The sequence below is a fragment of the Ruegeria sp. G5 genome (assembly GCF_056533365.1).
On sequence record NZ_JBQFOK010000002.1, the window covers coordinates 295,540 to 312,734 of the forward strand.

Annotated in this window: 19 protein-coding genes; 6 read left to right on the plus strand and 13 right to left on the minus strand. The window is 57.3% G+C overall.

What is annotated here, in order from left to right; all coding sequences use genetic code 11:
* The first annotated feature begins 151 nt into the window (after window positions 1-151).
* Window positions 152-1,087, plus strand: a complete 936-nt coding sequence (locus ACR0BD_RS04535; RefSeq protein ID WP_480829108.1) for a DMT family transporter — start codon at window positions 152-154, stop codon at window positions 1,085-1,087.
* Window positions 1,084-1,755, plus strand: a complete 672-nt coding sequence (locus ACR0BD_RS04540; RefSeq protein ID WP_480829109.1) for a sulfotransferase family 2 domain-containing protein — start codon at window positions 1,084-1,086, stop codon at window positions 1,753-1,755. The genes ACR0BD_RS04535 and ACR0BD_RS04540 overlap by 4 nt, the downstream gene beginning before the upstream one ends.
* Before the next feature lie 41 nt (window positions 1,756-1,796).
* On the opposite strand, the gene ACR0BD_RS04545 is transcribed toward ACR0BD_RS04540, so the two are convergent.
* The 9 genes from ACR0BD_RS04545 to ACR0BD_RS04585 form a co-directional block, all read right to left on the minus strand.
* Window positions 1,797-3,998, minus strand: coding sequence for a 3-hydroxyacyl-CoA dehydrogenase NAD-binding domain-containing protein (locus tag ACR0BD_RS04545; RefSeq protein WP_480829110.1), 2,202 nt, complete (start codon window positions 3,996-3,998; stop codon window positions 1,797-1,799).
* Window positions 3,991-4,479, minus strand: a complete 489-nt coding sequence (locus ACR0BD_RS04550) for a cupin domain-containing protein (protein WP_480829111.1) — start codon at window positions 4,477-4,479, stop codon at window positions 3,991-3,993. Before ACR0BD_RS04550 ends, ACR0BD_RS04545 begins: the two co-directional genes overlap by 8 nt.
* Window positions 4,479-5,690, minus strand: coding sequence for an acetyl-CoA C-acetyltransferase (locus tag ACR0BD_RS04555; RefSeq protein WP_480694406.1), 1,212 nt, complete (start codon window positions 5,688-5,690; stop codon window positions 4,479-4,481). Before ACR0BD_RS04555 ends, ACR0BD_RS04550 begins: the two co-directional genes overlap by 1 nt.
* A gap of 11 nt (window positions 5,691-5,701) precedes the next feature.
* Entirely contained in the window at window positions 5,702-6,340 is a 639-nt protein-coding gene (locus ACR0BD_RS04560) for a glutathione S-transferase family protein (RefSeq protein ID WP_480829112.1), read from the minus strand.
* Window positions 6,341-6,401: 61 nt separating this feature from the next.
* A complete protein-coding gene (locus ACR0BD_RS04565; RefSeq protein ID WP_480694402.1) occupies window positions 6,402-6,614 on the minus strand; it encodes a hypothetical protein in 213 nt (70 codons plus the stop codon).
* Window positions 6,615-6,668: 54 nt separating this feature from the next.
* Window positions 6,669-8,450, minus strand: coding sequence for an acyl-CoA dehydrogenase C-terminal domain-containing protein (locus ACR0BD_RS04570; protein WP_480829114.1), 1,782 nt, complete (start codon window positions 8,448-8,450; stop codon window positions 6,669-6,671).
* Between the two features lie 50 nt (window positions 8,451-8,500).
* Window positions 8,501-8,902 carry a MerR family transcriptional regulator gene (locus ACR0BD_RS04575; RefSeq protein WP_480694399.1) on the minus strand — a complete coding sequence of 134 codons (402 nt, stop codon included), beginning with the start codon at window positions 8,900-8,902 and terminating at the stop codon, window positions 8,501-8,503.
* 324 nt (window positions 8,903-9,226) lie between these two features.
* Window positions 9,227-10,363, minus strand: coding sequence for a Hint domain-containing protein (locus ACR0BD_RS04580; RefSeq protein ID WP_480829116.1), 1,137 nt, complete (start codon window positions 10,361-10,363; stop codon window positions 9,227-9,229).
* Between the two features lie 200 nt (window positions 10,364-10,563).
* Entirely contained in the window at window positions 10,564-10,932 is a 369-nt protein-coding gene (locus ACR0BD_RS04585; RefSeq protein WP_480829117.1) for a MerR family transcriptional regulator, read from the minus strand.
* Between the two features lie 113 nt (window positions 10,933-11,045).
* On the opposite strand from ACR0BD_RS04585, the gene ACR0BD_RS04590 reads away from it, so the two are divergent.
* Genes ACR0BD_RS04590 through ACR0BD_RS04600 form a run of 3 tightly spaced genes read left to right on the plus strand, consistent with a single transcriptional unit; the run spans window position 11,046 to window position 13,303 of the window.
* Window positions 11,046-11,465, plus strand: a complete 420-nt coding sequence (locus ACR0BD_RS04590; protein ID WP_480694393.1) for a PaaI family thioesterase — start codon at window positions 11,046-11,048, stop codon at window positions 11,463-11,465.
* Complete coding sequence (locus tag ACR0BD_RS04595; protein WP_480829118.1) at window positions 11,465-11,983, plus strand: PaaI family thioesterase; 519 nt, start codon at window positions 11,465-11,467, stop codon at window positions 11,981-11,983. The genes ACR0BD_RS04590 and ACR0BD_RS04595 overlap by 1 nt, the downstream gene beginning before the upstream one ends.
* Before the next feature lie 6 nt (window positions 11,984-11,989).
* Window positions 11,990-13,303 carry an MATE family efflux transporter gene (locus tag ACR0BD_RS04600; protein ID WP_480829119.1) on the plus strand — a complete coding sequence of 438 codons (1,314 nt, stop codon included), beginning with the start codon at window positions 11,990-11,992 and terminating at the stop codon, window positions 13,301-13,303.
* On the opposite strand, the gene arsC is transcribed toward ACR0BD_RS04600, so the two are convergent.
* Genes arsC through ACR0BD_RS04620 form a run of 4 tightly spaced genes read right to left on the minus strand, consistent with a single transcriptional unit; the run spans window position 13,300 to window position 15,459 of the window.
* A complete protein-coding gene (arsC, locus tag ACR0BD_RS04605; RefSeq protein WP_480694387.1) occupies window positions 13,300-13,641 on the minus strand; it encodes an arsenate reductase (glutaredoxin) in 342 nt (113 codons plus the stop codon). The genes ACR0BD_RS04600 and arsC overlap by 4 nt on opposite strands.
* Complete coding sequence (locus tag ACR0BD_RS04610; protein WP_480829120.1) at window positions 13,638-14,696, minus strand: quinone-dependent dihydroorotate dehydrogenase; 1,059 nt, start codon at window positions 14,694-14,696, stop codon at window positions 13,638-13,640. Before ACR0BD_RS04610 ends, arsC begins: the two co-directional genes overlap by 4 nt.
* Window positions 14,693-15,124, minus strand: coding sequence for a DUF1330 domain-containing protein (locus ACR0BD_RS04615; protein ID WP_480829121.1), 432 nt, complete (start codon window positions 15,122-15,124; stop codon window positions 14,693-14,695). The genes ACR0BD_RS04610 and ACR0BD_RS04615 overlap by 4 nt, the downstream gene beginning before the upstream one ends.
* Window positions 15,121-15,459 (minus strand): DUF952 domain-containing protein, encoded by a 339-nt coding sequence (locus ACR0BD_RS04620; protein WP_480829122.1) that lies wholly within the window; start codon window positions 15,457-15,459, stop codon window positions 15,121-15,123. The genes ACR0BD_RS04615 and ACR0BD_RS04620 overlap by 4 nt, the downstream gene beginning before the upstream one ends.
* 109 nt (window positions 15,460-15,568) lie before the next feature.
* Between ACR0BD_RS04620 and ACR0BD_RS04625 the strand changes: the two genes are divergently transcribed.
* Window positions 15,569-17,155: a bifunctional metallophosphatase/5'-nucleotidase gene (locus ACR0BD_RS04625; protein ID WP_480829123.1), complete on the plus strand. Its 1,587-nt coding sequence runs from the start codon at window positions 15,569-15,571 to the stop codon at window positions 17,153-17,155.
* The last annotated feature ends 40 nt before the right edge of the window (window positions 17,156-17,195 follow it).

The window sequence follows — 17,195 nt, forward strand, 5'->3', positions numbered from 1 at the left end:
ACGGTTGGAACTGCTCGTTATGAATTACGGTCAGTTTAGCACGCAAAAATCCAGTGGCGCAAACCTGTTGCGCGATGTTCCGAAAATGTGCTGGATATCCGGACGCGCGGCAGATCGAACACCGGCGTTCCCGTTCGCTTTAGGACCCAAGATGCAGACTGACACCCAGACTTCTCCGATCCTGGCATCGATTTTGATGATAGGTTCTATGGCGATCATTGGTGTGGTCGATAACGTGGTGATCCTGCTCGCTGACACGATTGGGTTGTGGCAGTTCCACCTTAGTCGTGCGCTACTGATGTTACCGTTGATTGTTGGGCTGTCTCTTTTGGGGTTCGGCACCTTACGGCCCAACCGTCTGACGCCGGTGATGGTGCGCAGTATTCTGATCACGCTGGCGATGCTGTTCTATTTCGCTTCGCTTGCGCTGATGCCGATTGCGCAAGCACTGGCCGGGCTATTCACCTCGCCGATCTTCGTCCTTTTGATCTCGGCGTTGGCGATGAAGCAGAGAATTGGTCGCTGGCGCATCCTGGCCGTTTTTGTTGGTTTCGCTGGCATCCTTTGCGTCCTGCAACCCAACCCTTACGAGTTCGATTTTCTGACCCTTCTGCCGGTGGCCGGGGGGCTGTTCTACGCTCTTAGCGCAATCGTGACGCGCACGCATTGCGCTGGTGAAAGTACGGTTGCGTTGCTTGCTGCGATGGTTGTGACGCTGGGTTCTGCCGGGGCTGCTGGTCTGATTTTCTTATCTGTTTGGCCTGTTGCCTCGCCCGAGGGTGCCGAGGGTTTTGTAACCCGTGGCTGGGTTTGGGCTATGCAACCAGCTTTGCCTTGGATCATCGTGCAGGCCGTCGGTTCAACGATTGCGGTTTTCATGCTGATCCGGGCCTACCAGATCGGCGAGCCGTCCTACGTCGCGGTTTTCGAATATTCGGTCATGGTGTTTGGTCCTTTGTTCGCCTGGGCGGCTTTGGGTCAATCCATCGGGCTGATGCAGATTGTCGGGATTTGCCTGATCGCAACAGCAGGGGCCCTGTTGGGGTGGAGAGCCGGTCGCACGCCCACGCAACCGGAGGCCGCATGATAATCTCAAGGGGGCGGGCTTACGTCTTTGTCCATATCCCAAAAACCGGAGGAACGTCGTTGTCCCTGGCACTGGAACAACGTGCAATGAAGGATGACATTCTGATCGGGGATACGCCCAAGGCCATTCGCCGACGCAACAGGGTCAAGTCAATTGATCATTCCGGGCAGTTGCGAAAACACGCAACACTAGCTGATCTTGATGAGTTGATTGACCCGTCTGAGCGGGACGCTTTGTTCACCTTCACGCTGGTGCGAAACCCTTGGGATCGCATGGTCAGCTATTATCATTGGCTACAGGAACAGAGTTTTGATCACCCGGCACCTGAACGGGCGAAAAAGCTGTCTTTCGAGGCTTTTGTGCTCCACCCGGACACGGCCCGCTCGTTCCGGGCCAATCCTGCCCGTCAATACATGACGTGGTCTAACGGCATTGAGCACTGCAACGCGTATATAAGGCTTGAATACTATGAACGCGATGCCGCGCCGTTGTTCGATCATTTGGGGTTTCGCGTGCAGCTACCCCATCTGAACGCATCCAAACGCACAAAAGACTACCGGACTTATTACTCCTCACGCGCGCATTCCGCGCTGGAGGCAACATGTCGCGAAGACATAAACCGTTTTGGATACACGTTTGATCCGCCGACAAGTCAATCGTCGGCATAAGGATCGCTGGCGCATGGGGGCATGCGCCAGCGTTATTTAGGTTAGGCGGCTTTGGCTTCGGGATCGAACCGGCCATAGAAGGATTGACCCTTTTCAGCCATCTCACGCAGTAGCGGCGGGCAGGCGAAGCGCTCGCCATACGTTTCGGCCAGCTGGTCACAGCGTTCGGCCGCGTAGGGCGTGCCGATGATGTCCAGCCAGCTCAGCGGGCCACCGGACCACGGCGCAAAGCCCCAGCCCAGGATGGCACCCACATCGCCTTCGCGGATGTCTTCCAGAACACCTTCCTCCAGCGCGCGGACGGCTTCCAGCACCTGCGCGAACATCAGTCTTTCCTGCACTTCGATCAGGTCGGGCTGATCTTCGGCATGCGGGTATTTTTCGGCCAGACCTTTCCAGTATTCGACGCGCTTGCCCTTGTCGTCATAGTCAAAGAACCCTGCGTTGGCCTTGCGGCCCAGACGGCCCTCGGCCTCCATCCAGAAGATCAGGTCATCGGCAGGGCTTTCGGGATAGGCGTCGCCCATGGCGGCTTTGGTCGCACGTGCGATCTTGGCTCCCAGATCAATCGAAGTCTCATCATTCAACTGGATCGGCCCCACGGGGAAGCCCAGTTGACGCGCGGCATTGTCGATCAACACGGGGCTGACGCCTTCGGTGATCATCCGTAGACCTTCGTTGATATAGGGGATGATGCAGCGGTTGGCGTAGAAGAACCGCGCATCGTTGACCACGATCGGCGTCTTGCGGATCTGGCGGACGTAATCCAGCGCCTTGGCCACCGCGCGATCACCGGTTTCCTTGCCCTTGATGATCTCAACCAGGAACATCTTCTCAACCGGTGAGAAGAAGTGGATGCCGATGAATTGCTCGGGCCGCACGCTGGCCTTGGCCAGATCGGTGATTGGCAGGGTCGAGGTGTTCGAAGCAAAGATACAATCCTCGGGGATGATCGCCTCGACCTTTTTGGTCATCTCGGCCTTGACGCCCATATCCTCGAACACCGCTTCGATGATCAGGTCGCAGCCTTTCAGGTGATCCAGATCGGGCGTCGCAGTGATGCGCGACAGCATGGCCTGTTTCTTGTCTTCGGTGACTTTGCCGCGCTTCATACCCTTGTCCAGATAGGCTTCGGTATAGGCTTTACCCTTGTCCGCAGCTGCCTGATCCCGGTCGACCAGAACAACCTCCATCCCGGCCTGGGCCGAGACCAGCGCGATGCCCGCACCCATCATGCCCGCGCCCAGAACGCCGATCTTCTTGACCGACTGATCCGGCACACCAGCAGGACGCACCGCACCTTTTTCCAGCGCTTCCTTGTTCAGGAACAGCGACCGGATCATCGCGCCCGAAGAGGGGTTCATCAGGACGGATGTAAACCATCGCGCCTCGATCTTCAGTGCGGTGTCGAAATCGACCAGCGCGCCCTCATATACCGCGCTCAGCAACGCCTTGGCCGCCGGGAAGGCGCCTTGGGTCTTGCCGTTCACCATGGCCGAAGCCCCGACGAAGTTCATGAACCCTGCGGGGTGGTACGGCGCGCCACCGGGCATTTTATAGCCCTTGGCGTCCCACGGTTTGACCAGATCGGCGTCTTTCGCGTTCAGCACCCATTCCTTGGCGGCGGCAACCGGATCGGTGGCGATCTCGTCGATGTAACCCGCGCCCTTGGCCTTTTTGACGTCCAGCATCTTGCCTTCCAGCAACAACGGAGCCGCAGCAATCGCGCCCACCTTGCGGACCATCCGCGTGGTGCCGCCCGCGCCGGGGAAGATGCCGACCATGATCTCAGGCAGGCCATATTTCGCCTTGGGGTTCTCGGCGGCAAAGATGCGGTGCGTGGATAGCGGCAACTCCATCCCGATGCCTGCGGCGGTCCCGGGCAGGGCGGTCGCGATGGGCTTGCCACCCTTCTTGGTCTTTGGGTCCATGCCCGCCAGCTCGATCTTGCGCAGCAGGGCGTGCATTTGCATCGTGCCCTCGAACAGACCCTTGGCCGGATTGTCGCCCGCCTGTTCCTTCATCACGGCCAGCAGGTTCAGGTCCATGCCGCCAGCAAACGACCCCTCTTTGCCCGAGGTCAGGACGATGCCCTTGACCTCCTCATCTGCCAGCGCCTGATCGACCAGGTCGCTCAGCTGGGACAGCCCGTCAAAAGACATTACGTTCATCGTTTTGCCCGGAACGTCCCAGGTGATCGTGGCGACGCCGTCAGCGTCTTTGGTCAGAGTGAAATCAGTCATTGTCATCTCCAATCTGGTCAGCCTTCAGAGGGCTGCCGTCTTTCCGGGTGAAGGATTCGCCGTCTGCGTCATCCTTCACCATCATGTCTATGTCGCTGTAATAGGCGGTCTCGGTCGGGGTCCGCGTGCCCACCACCAGAAAGGTCGCAGGCGCATCGGTCTTGTTCACAAGGTGATGGCCGTTGGGATTACCCGCGGGCCAGGCGGCGCAATCGCCGGGCTGCATCTGGTGCTCACCATCGTCATCAATCAGCACGCAGGTGCCGCTGAGCATGATGGCAAACTCGTCCTGCTCCATATGGTAATGGCGCAGCGATGACATGCCCTGCGGTTCCAGCCGCACGATGTTGACCCCGTATTGGGTCAACCCGCCTGCATCCGTCAGCCGCTGCACGAAACGACCCGCGGTCGCCTCGGCCAGTTTGCCGGGATAGGAGGAGCCGCCCTGAAACGGGATCTGAGAGAGATCCAGCTTGGGCATCAGACCCGCTCGATAATGGTTGCCGCCCCCATGCCGGACGCAATGCACAGCGTGGCCAGACCGGTTTCCTTGTCCTGACGCTCCAGCTCATCCAGCAGCGTGCCGATGATCATCGCGCCGGTCGCGCCCAGCGGGTGACCCATCGCAATCGAACCACCGTTCACGTTCACCAGTTCGGGGTCGACATCAAATGCCTGCTGGAACCGCAGCACGACCGAGGCGAAGGCTTCGTTCACTTCGAACAGGTCCAGATCGCTGATCTTCATGCCGTTGTCGGCCAGAATTTTCTCGGTCACCGGAACCGGGCCGGTCAGCATGATGGTCGGGTCGGTACCGATCTTGGCGGTTGCCTTGATGCGCGCGCGCGGCTTGAGGCCGTATTTCTCGCCAAATTCCTTGTTGCCGATCAGAACCGCTGCGGCACCGTCCACGATGCCCGAGCTGTTGCCCGCGTGGTGGATGTGGTTGATCCGCTCCAGATGCGGGTATTTCAGCATTGCGACCTTGTCAAAACCGGGCATCTGCTCGCCCATCATCGCGAAGGATGGGTTCAGTGCACCGAGGCTCTGCATGTCCGTGCCGGGGCGCATATATTCGTCGCGGTCCAGAATGGTCAGGCCGTTCTGGTCGGTGACTTTGATGACCGATTTTTCGAACCGGTTCTCTTCCCACGCCTTGGCTGCGCGCTTTTGCGATTCAACAGCCAGCGCGTCCGCCTGATCGCGATCAAAGCCATATTCGGTTGCGATGATGTCCGCCGAGATACCCTGAGGCACGAAATAGGTGTCCATCGCCAGCGAGGGGTCAACGGCAATCGCTGCACCGTCACTGCCCATGGCCACGCGGCCCATCATCTCAACGCCGCCTGCGATATACGCCTCACCTGCACCGCCTTTGACCTGGTTCGCGGCCAGGTTCACGGCCTCCATGCCCGAGGCGCAGAATCGGTTGATCGCAAGACCCGGGATCGACTGATCCAGGTCCGAGGCCAGCACGGCCGAGCGCGCAAGACAGCCGCCTTGTTCCATCACCTGCGTGACGTTGCCCCAGATCACGTCCTCAACGGCGTGACCTTCCAGATTGTTGCGCTCTTTCATCGCGTTCAGGGTCACGGCGGACAGGCGCACCGAGGTCACCTCGTGCAGGCTGCCATCCTTGCGGCCCTTGCCGCGCGGGGTGCGCAGCGCGTCATAGATATAGGCTTCGGTCATGGGTCTTCTCCTTAAGCTCGATCCGACGGGTTGCCGGGCATCAGGTCATATGGGGCTTTCCAGCCGGGCTGTTCGCTGAGGCGTGTCAGCCAGGTGTCGATATGGGGCCATTCGGCGCGGTCAAAACCGAATGGTTCGGGATAGTAGAGGTAGCCGCAACAGCTGAGATCGGCATTGGTTACATTGTCGCCGACAATCCAGTCGCGGCCCTTCAGATGATCATTCAAAAGCTGGTACGACGCTTTCAGCCGACCTTGGTTAAAGCCGATGACATCCGCATTTCGGCTTTCTTCAGGCAGGAAGTTACATAGAAAACGGGTCATTCCCGCCACCGAGCTAAGCTTGTGATTGTCCCACAAAACCCAGCGCAGGATGTCATAGTTTTCTTCGCGGGTCTTGCCGCCGAACTTGCCCGATTTTTCCGTGACATAGGCCTGAATCGCGCCTGACTGGCTGGTGCGGAAATCGCCGTCAACCAACATCGGCGCTTCGCCCAGTTCGTTGACGTTCGCGCGGTATTCGGGAGTGCGCGTTTCTCCATTGAAGAAGTCGACAAAGACCGGTTCCCAATCCAGGCCCGACAGCTCCAGCGCTAAGGCGGCTTTATACGAATTTCCGCTTTCACCGAAGCAGTACAGTTTGATGGTCATGTGATCGCCCCTCCCGTGGCGCATGTGCGGTGTTCAGACAGCCGGCCCAGTGGCCGCATGCTCAGCGTTTGCGCGCCTCCAACTCGGAATTGAACTGGCGCAACCGGTGGGTCAGGTTGTGCTCATCAATCACGCTGTTGAAGTTCTCAAACAGAAAAGACAGGGCCTCGCCTTCGTCCAACCCCGCTTCATGGGCAAAAGCCCTGAGTTTGCGATACCCGTCTTCGGTCATGGCGACCGGGAAACGGCGGGTTAGGCGAAATCGTTTCGGCATGTCTTTCCCTTTGAATGACCGGTTCCGGCACAACGCACCGGAACCGGGCGTAAATCAGAAGCTTGCTGCCTCAAGCGCCATCACGGTGTCGGCCCCGGTCTGAATCCGCGCAAGATGCAGGGCCGTCGCCGGCAAACGGCGCGCGGTGTAGAATTGGCCCGTGGCGATCTTTGTTTCGTAGAACTCGGTATCTGACGCTCCGGCTTCAAGTGCCGCATAGGCCGCCTTGGCCATGTGCGCCCACATCAAACCAAGACACACATGGCCAAACATGTGCATGAAGTCGTTTGATCCGGCCAGCGCGTGATTGGGGTTCTTCATGCCTTGCTGCATAAAGTACATACCGGCGGCCTGCAGATCTTTGGATGCCGCTTTCAGCGGTTCAATAAACGCCTTGTCGAACGCTTCGTTTTGGCCTGCGTTTTCCTTGCAGAAGGATTTCACCATCTCAAAGAATGCCATCACATGCTTGCCGCCGTCTTGAGCCAGCTTGCGGCCAACAAGATCCAGCGCCTGCACGCCGTTCGCACCTTCGTAGATCATCGCGATGCGGGCGTCGCGGGTGTATTGCGACATGCCCCATTCCTCGATGTAGCCATGACCGCCGTAGACCTGCTGCGCTTTGACGGTCATGTCATAGCCTTCGTCCGTCAGGAAGCCCTTGATAACCGGCGTCAGCAACGAGATCAGGCCGTCTGCGTCCTTGTCTCCGGCGCGATGCGCCTTGTCGATCATTGTTGCGCCCCACAGAAGGAACGCGCGGGCGCCTTCGGTAAAGCTTTTCTGATCCATCAGGCTGCGACGAATGTCGGGATGAACGATCAAAGGGTCTGCCGGACCGTCGGGGTTTTTGACGCCCGTCACGTCGCGGCCTTGCAGGCGGTCCTTGGCGTATTCGACGGCGTTTTGATAGGCCGCTTCGGCCTGTGCAACACCTTGCATGCCAACACCAAGACGCGCTTCGTTCATCATGGTGAACATGGCGCGCATGCCCTTGTGCATATCGCCCAGCAAGTAGCCGGTCGCCTCGTCATAGTTCATGACGCAGGTCGAGTTGCCATGGATGCCCATTTTCTCTTCGATCTTGCCGACCGCGACGCCATTGCGTTCACCCAGGCTGCCGTCTTCGTTGACGATGAACTTGGGAACAATGAACAACGAGACACCCTTGATACCCTCAGGGCCGCCGGGGATCTTGGCCAAAACCAGGTGGATGATGTTGTCGGCCATGTCATGCTCACCAGCCGAGATAAAGATCTTTTGGCCCGATACCTTGTAGGTGCCGTCATCTTGTGGTTCGGCCTTGGTGCGCATCAACCCCAGATCGGTGCCGCAATGCGGCTCGGTCAGGTTCATCGTACCGGTCCATTCGCAGCTGACCATGTTGGGCAGGTATGTGTTCTTCTGTTCGTCCGTGCCATGCGCCAAAATGGCCGAGGCCGCGCCATGCGTCAGACCCTGGTACATGGTAAATGCCTGGTTCGAACCCGAGAACATCTCGCCCACGGCGGTGCCCATCACGTAAGGCATGTTCTGCCCGCCATACTCTTCGGGCATGTCGAGGCCGGTCCAGCCGCCTTCTTTCATCTGTTCGAAACCGTCTTTGAAACCCGTGGGGGTGTAGACGATACCGTTTTCCAGACGGCAACCTTCCGTATCCCCAACAACGTTCAGCGGGTGCAGAACGTTTGTCGAGATTTTGCCGGCCTCTTCCAGCACGGCGCCGGTGAACTCTGCCTCAAGCTCGTTATATCCCGGGATATCCGATCCTGACACATTCAGGACCTCGTGCAGGATGAACTGCATGTCTTTGGTAGGCGCGTTGTAGACGGGCATTTGAAGCTCCCTTTAAATTCAGATGTCCGGTGAGTGGGGATCGCCGAGGTTTATTCGGCGGCCTTTTTTTCGTTTGTCATCGAGGCGATTACCTTTTCGCCCCAGCGCAACTGTTCCTTGAGGTCGTCAATAGCCTGCGTCAGCTCTTCGCGGCGGGCTTCCATATCGGCCAGACGTTCGCGCGCTATTTCGAACGTGCGGGTCATCTGGGTCATCTGCTGGTCGCCCACATGATACAAATCCAGAAGCTGGCGGATTTCCTCGAGGCTAAAGCCAAAGCGCTTACCGCGCAGGATCAGCTTTAGCCGGGCCCGGTCGCGCTTGGTGAACAGACGTTTCTGTCCTTCACGGATCGGGAACAGCAGTTCCTTGGCTTCGTAAAACCGCAACGTGCGTGGAGTGACATCATATGTCTCGCACATTTCACGAATGGTCATCAGATCTTCGGTCATGGTTTCAGCACTCTTGTCACTGGCGTCGATAAGGTTCAGGTGCGCAGTCGATGCGCCTTTTACAACACGGAGATGACGTTCACGTAATGCAAACGCTACGTCACAAATAAGTTGACGTAACTTCCGGTCGCGTCAAGACGCTGAACTGGGCCAAAACTGGATTTTCACGTCACGTAATTTGACGATTTCGGCATTGGACAGGAGCGCGTACCTGCCAACGAACACGATGTTGGGGGGATACGTAAGAGGCGGCAGACACAGTTTCGCCGAATCCGATCTGAACGGCGCTAGCGGTCTTATTGCGTTAGCGCAGATGCGCCGGTGTCAAACTGCGCTGTCGGGCGTCTCAGAGCCGTCAAAAAGGGGCTTCCGATTGTCCAGATGTCTTTGGACGAGCTTGCGCATAAGCTTGCCCTTTTCCGGAATGAAACGTGCGGACACCGCCTTGAATTCCGGATCGAAACACGCAGGAAACAAGTCTTTGATCTCGGCCTGCGCTTCTTCTGACACGGACTTGAGCGCCTCGGGGCCGGTAAAAAGACTTTCTGTCGGCATACCGTTCGACCAGATGATTTCGTGTGTATCGAACAGAATGTGGAAGTATGTGATGCCGTCCGGTGCCGCTTCAACTACATCGACACCATCCAAAGACAGAAGCTTGTTCGCGGGGATCAAAACATCCTTGTTCTCAAACATGCGCAGGGCAACGGCCGAAGATACAAGTATGCGGTGCTGTGGGGAAACGATCAGGTCTTGTTTGGGATAGCCTGTGCCCAAAGCGCCTGCTCGGATCAAAATGGGTTTCAGCCTTGGGTTTTCAGCCAATTCGGACGGTGTCAGGCGATTTGACCCAATCCAGCGAATTGGTTGGTAACCGTGATCGTAGGTCAGAACCTCATCGGCAATCTGCAGCTTTTCTACCGCGACAGGACCATGCAAAGTGTCAATCAATGTGCCGGATGCAAAGCACAGCACATCCACGAATTCGCCACTGGCGTTAGTGGGGCCGGTCTGTTCCTGGTCGATGACAATGGTATTGGGGCCATCCTCATTCCAAGCGTCTGCGATGGCATCTGTGTTGACGGACAAGCCGTTTATCAGCTCAAGCGGTTCCAGCGGCCCGTCATTCGTTTTAACACCGAAAAACTCGATCGTGCCGTCCGGGTTGATCACCAGCCGCACGACCGGTTCATCATTTGTATTTCCAAGCTGCCAGACCGCGGGCGTGTCAACTTCGTACCTGTCACCGTCAGCAAATCCGACGGTCTGGCCGGGCGTACTTACGATCTGGAATTCCGCTTCGTTGGACGCACCAGCTGGTCCGCCCACGAAAAGATCTACACCGTTGATCTGAACACTGAAGCCGTTGTCCAGCGTGTCAAAATCAATGACAAGGCCGCCACCCGGTGACGTATCCGTGAACGTGGTAGAGTTTCCGTTCGCGATACTGAAGCTTGTCATGGAATTCTTGACCAATCCTGAAAATCAACGCCTTTAGAACCACATAGGGTGGTTCACATGGCCGGATATAGCCTGTTTTCGACAGGATCGAAAAGCGAATTCTCACGTAAAGGTTATCAAGGCATGAAGTGTTGGTCTTTCACAGCACTGTCAACGCATGGGCGCAAATCACGTTACGCATCAAGACTTGGGCGTTGCGCTCATTCCAGCGATTTGGCCGTCTGATCACGCATTTTTCGAAGCGCGTCGATCGCCTCATTCAACTGCTGCTTTTGATTGTTCAACTCAACCAATTGCAAATCCGCCATCTCGACGAAGGTCTGCATCTGTGCCTGATTCCCCTGATCTTCGTAGATCAACAGCCACTGCCGGATGTCTTCAAGCGGGAAACCATATTTTCGCCCGCGCATGATCAGTGTCATTCGCGCGCATTCGCGGGGGCCGTAAAATCGGGATCTGCCTTCGCGATCTGGCTGCAAAAGTTCGATATACTCGTAGTAGCGCAGGGTGCGCGGAGTCACGTCAAACTCGGCACACATCTCTTTGAATGACAAACGGTCGTCGGACATTCCTGATCTCCTCTGCAGCAGATTATGGTGCGTCACAGCCAAGCGCAACAGGTGGGCTTGCTCTTTTGCGGGTGACACGCCCATAAAGGGATAAATCAAGGGGACACAAGTAGATGGTCGACAAAACAGCCATTGCTCGCCAATTCATCGAGGCGATTCCGCATGCGCGGGCTCTGGGTATGAGCCTGACCCAGATTGGCAACGGCGAGGCCGAGATTACGATGCCATACAACCCCGAACTGATCGGTGATCCGCGCACCGGTGTTATTCACGGCGGCGCAGTCTTTGCGGCATTGGACACATGCTGCGGCGCTGCAGTCATGAGCCACCCGTCCTCACCCGGGGGAACTGCTACGATTGACCTGAGGATCGACTATATGCGGGCAGCGACTCCGGGGCAGATGATCACAACCCGCGCGACCTGTTTCCATCTGACGCGAAACGTGGCCTTTGTGCGCGCAACGGCCATGGACGAAGATCAGGAACTGCCAGTTGCAACCGCAGCCGGCTCTTTCACGGTGGAGGGTTTGTGATGGCGCGTAAACGCCCTGAACCCATGCAGGTGGTCAAGCAAAGGCGCGACGCTGCGTTGAACGCGATTGTCGAGGGCGTTCCCTACATTCGGTTTCTAAATATAGGCTTCGACCGGCGCGGGGATGAACTAACAGCAGTTCTGAACTTTGACGAGAAACTCATCGGTAACCCCTTGCTTCCGGCCCTGCACGGAGGTGTTACGGCGGCCTTTCTCGAGGTGACGGCCGTCATTACCCTAAGCTGGGAGCACTTTCTGCCCAGTATTGAAAGCGGCGCGCTGGATGCCGACAAAATTACACGCGATGAAACGATCCGCTTTCCCAAGACGGTTGATTTCACGGTCGATTACCTGCGATCCGGGTTGCCGCGGGATGCCTATGCCCGTGCGTTCGTAAGCCGTTCGGGTCGCCGTTATGCCTCGGTACGGGTCGAGGCATGGCAGGACAACCACGCGCGTCCCTACGCGCAAGCAACCGGTCATTTCCTGATGCCGCAACACAACATGCAGGACGCATAGAGTCACATGCGAGACGCCTCGGCGCCCATCACGCATAGGCGGGTGCTGAAAATCGCACTTCCCATCGTGCTGTCCAACGCAACCGTTCCGATATTGGGCGCGGTTGATACCGGTGTCGTCGGGCAAATGGGGCAGGCAGCACCCATTGGTGCCGTCGGTATGGGCGCAGTGATCCTGTCTGCGATCTATTGGATTTTTGGTTTCCTGAGGATGGGAACCACCGGCCTTGCGGCACAGGCGCGCGGGGCAGGGGATGTCGCTGAAACCGGCGCTTTGCTGATGCGCGGGTTGCTGATTGGCGGGGCAGCGGGCGTTTTCTTCATCCTGATTCAGGCGGGTGTATTTTGGGGAGCCTTTGCGCTGTCGCCCGCCAGCCCCGAAGTCGAAGCGCTGACGAGAACCTATCTGGAGATTCGAATTTGGGGGGCTCCGGCGACAATTGCGCTCTATGCGGTGACCGGGTGGCTGATTGCGATCGAGCGAACGCGCGGCGTGTTCGTCCTGCAAGTCTGGATGAACGGGCTGAATATCCTGCTTGATCTGTGGTTTGTTCTGGGGCTGGGCTGGGGCGTGGAAGGTGTGGCTGTTGCGACGCTGATCGCCGAATGGACAGGCCTCGCTCTGGGCCTTTGGCTATGCCGCAGCGCATTTGGCGGCCGTCAGTGGTGTGATTGGAGCCGTATCTTCGACGCGGCTCGTCTGCGTAGGATGCTGCAGGTCAATAGTGACATCATGATCCGTTCGGTCCTGTTGACCGGAGCGTTCACAACCTTTCTGTTCGTCGGCTCGGATCTCGGGGACGTCAATCTGGCCGCCAACCAGGTTCTTTTGCAGTTTCTCGAGATCACCGCCTTTGCACTGGATGGCTTCGCTTTTTCCGCCGAAGCACTGGTCGGAGGAGCGGTCGGAGCGAAAGACAGGTTTCAGGTGCGGCGGGCCTCAGTCATGGCGTCGCAATGGGGTGTCGGTGGCGCGTTTGCACTTGGGGCCGTCTTTTTTCTGGCTGGACCTGCGCTGATCGACCTGATGTCAACGTCCGCCGAGGTACGATTGGCGGCCCGAGAGTATCTGATCTGGGCGGCGCTTGCACCGGTAATCGGCGTCGCAAGTTGGATGTTCGACGGTATCTATATCGGAGCAACCTGGACCCGGTCGATGCGCAACGCGATGATACAGTCTGTCGCGATCTATGTCGTTGCCTTGTTTATTCTTGTGCCGACACTGGGCAACCATGGGCTGTGGGCTGCCCTTATGGTTCTGAACACCGCACGCGCAGTAACATTGGGCGCGCGCTATCCGCGGCTTGAGGCTAAGATTTAAAGCAGCGACAGCAGGTTTTCCGGCGGCCGACCGATCGCGGCCTTGTCATCTTTGATCGCCAGCGGACGTTCAATCAGAATCGGATGGCGGGCCATGGCATCGATAAGCTCGTTCTCGGGCGCAGTTTTGCTTAGCCCTAATTCCTTGAACAGCTTTTCGCCGGTTCGCATCATCTTAATCGCGGGGATATCCAGCCGCTTTAAAGCGGCCCGAATTTCGTCGGCTGAGGGGGCGTCCTCAAGGTATTTGCGGATGTTGACCTGTGCACCGTTCTCTTCCAAAAGCGCCAAGCCCGTACGAGATTTCGAGCAGCGTGGGTTGTGCCAATACTCGATCATAGCCAATCCTCTCTTTTGCTGCCGACCGCTTGTTCGACAGTGTCAAAGCCATCCCTGGCCAGCAAGGTATCCAAGCCTTGCGCAATTTCGGCGGCAAGGGAAATACCGCCATAAACCATCGCTGTATAGAGCTGCACTGCTGACGCCCCCGCGCAGATCTTGGCATAGGCCTGTTCTGCAGTACTGATGCCGCCCACGCCGATCAGGGGGATTTGGCCGCCAGTCAGTTGGCTGAGGCGCGCCAGAACGCGTGTGGATTTTTCGAATAAGGGGGCACCGGACAGGCCACCGGCTTCATCCTTGTGCACGCTGTGCAATCCGTCACGCGACAGCGTGGTGTTAGTCGCAATAACGGCGTTTACACCGGTATCCTGCGCGACTTCTGCAATGTCTTTCAGTTCTTCGTCGCTGAGATCTGGCGCGATCTTCAGGAATACGGGAAGGGGGCGGGACAAGCTGTCTCGTGTTTCGATCACGCCGCTCAACAGCACGCTCAGGGCTTCTTTACCCTGCAGGTCCCGCAGTTTTTCAGTATTTGGTGACGAAACGTTAACGGTGGCAAAATCCAGATGGGCGGCGCAATGGGCAAGCACCTTGGAAAAGTCGCCCGCGCGATCGTCGCTGTCCTTGTTCGCCCCAAGGTTCAAGCCAATCACCGCGTCCTTTGGACGGCCCGCAAGACGCTGGGCGATGACTTCCATCCCCTCATTGTTGAACCCAAACCGGTTGATGGCCGCCTTGTCTTCGGTCAGGCGAAACAGCCTTGGCTTGGGATTGCCGGGTTGGGGGCGTGGGGTGGCTGCGCCGACCTCGATAAATCCAAATCCAGCGCGCGACAAAGGCGCGAGCGCTTCTGCGTTTTTGTCAAAACCCGCAGCCAGCCCAACCGGGTTTGGTAAATCCAAACCCGCCACTTTCGTTCGTAGGCGCGGCGTCGTGACGGGTCCGGGGGTAGGGGTCAATCCAGCTTTCAACGCCTTGATCGACATCCCGTGCGCAACTTCGGGATCCATCTTGTGCAAGGCTGCAAGCCCCAGTTTTTCAGTCAGTTTCATCCGAAGCTCTTTTTGCCATCAGCAGGGGCACATCGGATCAGGCGCGAGGTTTCAACCGCAGCCTGACGGTGCACGACCGCTTGTTGATACAAAGGGTCAGTCACCATCTCCAAGAATGCATGACCCGTGGGATAACGTGCGATGAAGACCGCGTCCCATGTTTCATCCTGGGGGCCGATCAGAGTTGTCTGGAACGTGCCTCGCCACAGGATTTCTGCGCCCAGCCGGGCAATGATCGGCGCGGTTTCGTCGCCGTAATTGCGATAGGCCTGAGCCCCAGTCAGACCAGCGTCGGCCAAGGCGTGCCCTTCGGGGTAATCGGCCTTGGCCCGAAATTTCACAAGGTTCAGCATCTCGATCGGATGATCCCGGTCCAGGTCCTTGAATGCCTGGAACTGAGCGCGATCAGGATCGACAAAAGCGGTCATACCATCTCCGGAGGAAACTGATGACTTTTGCCGTCAAAAGGCAGGGCGCGCGACCATGCCACGTCGGTCATTCTGATCTGGCGATATAGATGTGGGAAAAGAGCGCCACCGCGCGAAACCTCCCACTTGAGGTCTTCGCCCATGCCGTCTGTATTGCAGGCCAAAAGGGTCAAGTCAGTGACACCCGCGAAATGCTTGGCGGCTGTTTCGGCTGCCTGTTCGGCGGTTGAAAAGTGCACAAACCCGTCTGAGACATCAATCAGTGCCCCATCGGATGCACCCTCGGCTTGCAACGTGGCCCATTCATCGGCCCGGAAAATCTTGTAAACCAGCATGAGGCCGTGATGCCTTGCGGGGCAGCTAGAATCAAGCCGGATTTCCCCCCTTTGACTCTTTGTTCCGCAAGTCGCACCATCACGGAAAATAACGATAGGGAGATTCAAGATGTTCACCCGTTTCCTGACCTCGGCGGCCGTTTTGGGGCTGACTGCAGGTATGGCTTTTGCGGAATACAAGCTGACGATCCTGCATACAAACGACATCCACAGCCGTATCGAGTCGATTAACAAATATGACTCCACCTGTGATGCAGAGGACGAGGCCGAAGGCAAATGCTTTGGCGGGGTTGCCCGCCTGAAAACGCTTGTGGATGAGCGTCGTGACGCGTTGGAAGGTCAAAACGTTCTTTTGCTGGATGCGGGCGATCCTTTTCAGGGCTCATTGTTCTACACCACTTATAAAGGTGCAGCCGAGGCCGAGTTTATGGAGGCTATCGGCTATGATGCCATGGCTGTTGGAAACCACGAATTCGACGACGGCCCCGAAGGATTGGCAGCTTTCATAGATGCTGTGAGCTTTCCCGTCGTGTCGGGTAACCTTGATCTGTCCTCATCGGCAGAGCTGAAAGGCAAAGTACAGAACCATTTGGTTTTGGATGTTGGGGGTCAGAAGATCGGCATCGTATCGGCCTTGGCAACGGATACGGTCGACACGTCCAGCCCCGGTGACAACGTCGTTTTTCAAGATGAGATCGAAAGCCTTCAGGCCGATGTGGCCGCGTTGCAGGACGAAAGTGTCGATATCGTCATAGCCGTAAACCACGTTGGTTTGTCCAAAGACCTCAAAATCGCCGAGCAAGTGCCCGGTCTGGATCTGGTCATCGGCGGGCACTCACACACATTGCTGTCAAACACCGATGATGGGGCGGCGGGACCCTATCCGATGATGGTAGGCGATGTCCCCGTTGTGCAGGCCTATGCTTATTCCAAGTATTTGGGAGAGATCACATTAACCTTTGACGATGACGGCAATCTGATTTCAGCTGAGGGTGAGCCGATCCTTCTGGATGCGTCGATCAAACCCGACCCGGATATTGCGGCACGCGTGGCTGAAATGGCCGCTCCGATCGAGGAAATGAAGCAACGCGTCGTTGCCAGCGCTGCCGCACCTATTGATGGCGCGCGGGAATCCTGTCGTCACATGGAATGTGAAATGGGCAATCTGGTCGCCGATGCGATGCTGGACAGGGTCAAGGATCAGGGTGTGCAGATCGCGATTCAAAACGGTGGTGGATTGCGCACCAGTATTGACGAAGGCGAGATCACTCAGGGTGAAGTTGTACTGGTCCTGCCGTTCCAAAACACCTTGTCCACGTTCTGGACTGATGGCGCGACAATCAAGGCCGCGTTGGAAAACGGCATGGCCCAATTCGATGAAGAGGAAAAAAACGGACGTTTTCCTCAGGTCGCGGGCATGCGCTATGAATTTGATCCAGGCGCGCCAACCAATCAGCGCATAACGCTTGTCGAAGTGCAGCATGACGGCGCGTGGGAACCATTGGATATGGCAAAAGTCTACGGCGTGGTGACGAACAACTATGTTCGCAACGGCGGGGACGGCTACAGCATGTTCGAAGGTGATGACAAGAACGCCTATGACTTTGGTCCGGATTTGGCGGATGTAACGGCTGAGTATCTTGCGCAAAACGCCCCGTACCAGCCTTACCTGGATGGTCGCATCAAACAGAAGTAAGTGCTGAAAAAGCGAAAAGGCCGCGTCTGGGGATGCGGCC

Bases quoted from the DNA above. Each gene is read 5' to 3' on its own strand.
- ACR0BD_RS04535 (WP_480829108.1), top strand. From the start codon at position 152: ATGCAGACTGACACCCAGACTTCTCCGATCCTGGCATCGATTTTGATG.
- ACR0BD_RS04540 (WP_480829109.1), top strand. From the start codon at position 1,084: ATGATAATCTCAAGGGGGCGGGCTTACGTCTTTGTCCATATCCCAAAA.
- ACR0BD_RS04545 (WP_480829110.1), bottom strand. From the start codon at position 3,998: ATGACTGATTTCACTCTGACCAAAGACGCTGACGGCGTCGCCACGATC.
- ACR0BD_RS04550 (WP_480829111.1), bottom strand. From the start codon at position 4,479: ATGCCCAAGCTGGATCTCTCTCAGATCCCGTTTCAGGGCGGCTCCTCC.
- ACR0BD_RS04555 (WP_480694406.1), bottom strand. From the start codon at position 5,690: ATGACCGAAGCCTATATCTATGACGCGCTGCGCACCCCGCGCGGCAAG.
- ACR0BD_RS04560 (WP_480829112.1), bottom strand. From the start codon at position 6,340: ATGACCATCAAACTGTACTGCTTCGGTGAAAGCGGAAATTCGTATAAA.
- ACR0BD_RS04565 (WP_480694402.1), bottom strand. From the start codon at position 6,614: ATGCCGAAACGATTTCGCCTAACCCGCCGTTTCCCGGTCGCCATGACC.
- ACR0BD_RS04570 (WP_480829114.1), bottom strand. From the start codon at position 8,450: ATGCCCGTCTACAACGCGCCTACCAAAGACATGCAGTTCATCCTGCAC.
- ACR0BD_RS04575 (WP_480694399.1), bottom strand. From the start codon at position 8,902: ATGACCGAAGATCTGATGACCATTCGTGAAATGTGCGAGACATATGAT.
- ACR0BD_RS04580 (WP_480829116.1), bottom strand. From the start codon at position 10,363: ATGACAAGCTTCAGTATCGCGAACGGAAACTCTACCACGTTCACGGAT.
- ACR0BD_RS04585 (WP_480829117.1), bottom strand. From the start codon at position 10,932: ATGTCCGACGACCGTTTGTCATTCAAAGAGATGTGTGCCGAGTTTGAC.
- ACR0BD_RS04590 (WP_480694393.1), top strand. From the start codon at position 11,046: ATGGTCGACAAAACAGCCATTGCTCGCCAATTCATCGAGGCGATTCCG.
- ACR0BD_RS04595 (WP_480829118.1), top strand. From the start codon at position 11,465: ATGGCGCGTAAACGCCCTGAACCCATGCAGGTGGTCAAGCAAAGGCGC.
- ACR0BD_RS04600 (WP_480829119.1), top strand. From the start codon at position 11,990: ATGCGAGACGCCTCGGCGCCCATCACGCATAGGCGGGTGCTGAAAATC.
- arsC (WP_480694387.1), bottom strand. From the start codon at position 13,641: ATGATCGAGTATTGGCACAACCCACGCTGCTCGAAATCTCGTACGGGC.
- ACR0BD_RS04610 (WP_480829120.1), bottom strand. From the start codon at position 14,696: ATGAAACTGACTGAAAAACTGGGGCTTGCAGCCTTGCACAAGATGGAT.
- ACR0BD_RS04615 (WP_480829121.1), bottom strand. From the start codon at position 15,124: ATGACCGCTTTTGTCGATCCTGATCGCGCTCAGTTCCAGGCATTCAAG.
- ACR0BD_RS04620 (WP_480829122.1), bottom strand. From the start codon at position 15,459: ATGCTGGTTTACAAGATTTTCCGGGCCGATGAATGGGCCACGTTGCAA.
- ACR0BD_RS04625 (WP_480829123.1), top strand. From the start codon at position 15,569: ATGTTCACCCGTTTCCTGACCTCGGCGGCCGTTTTGGGGCTGACTGCA.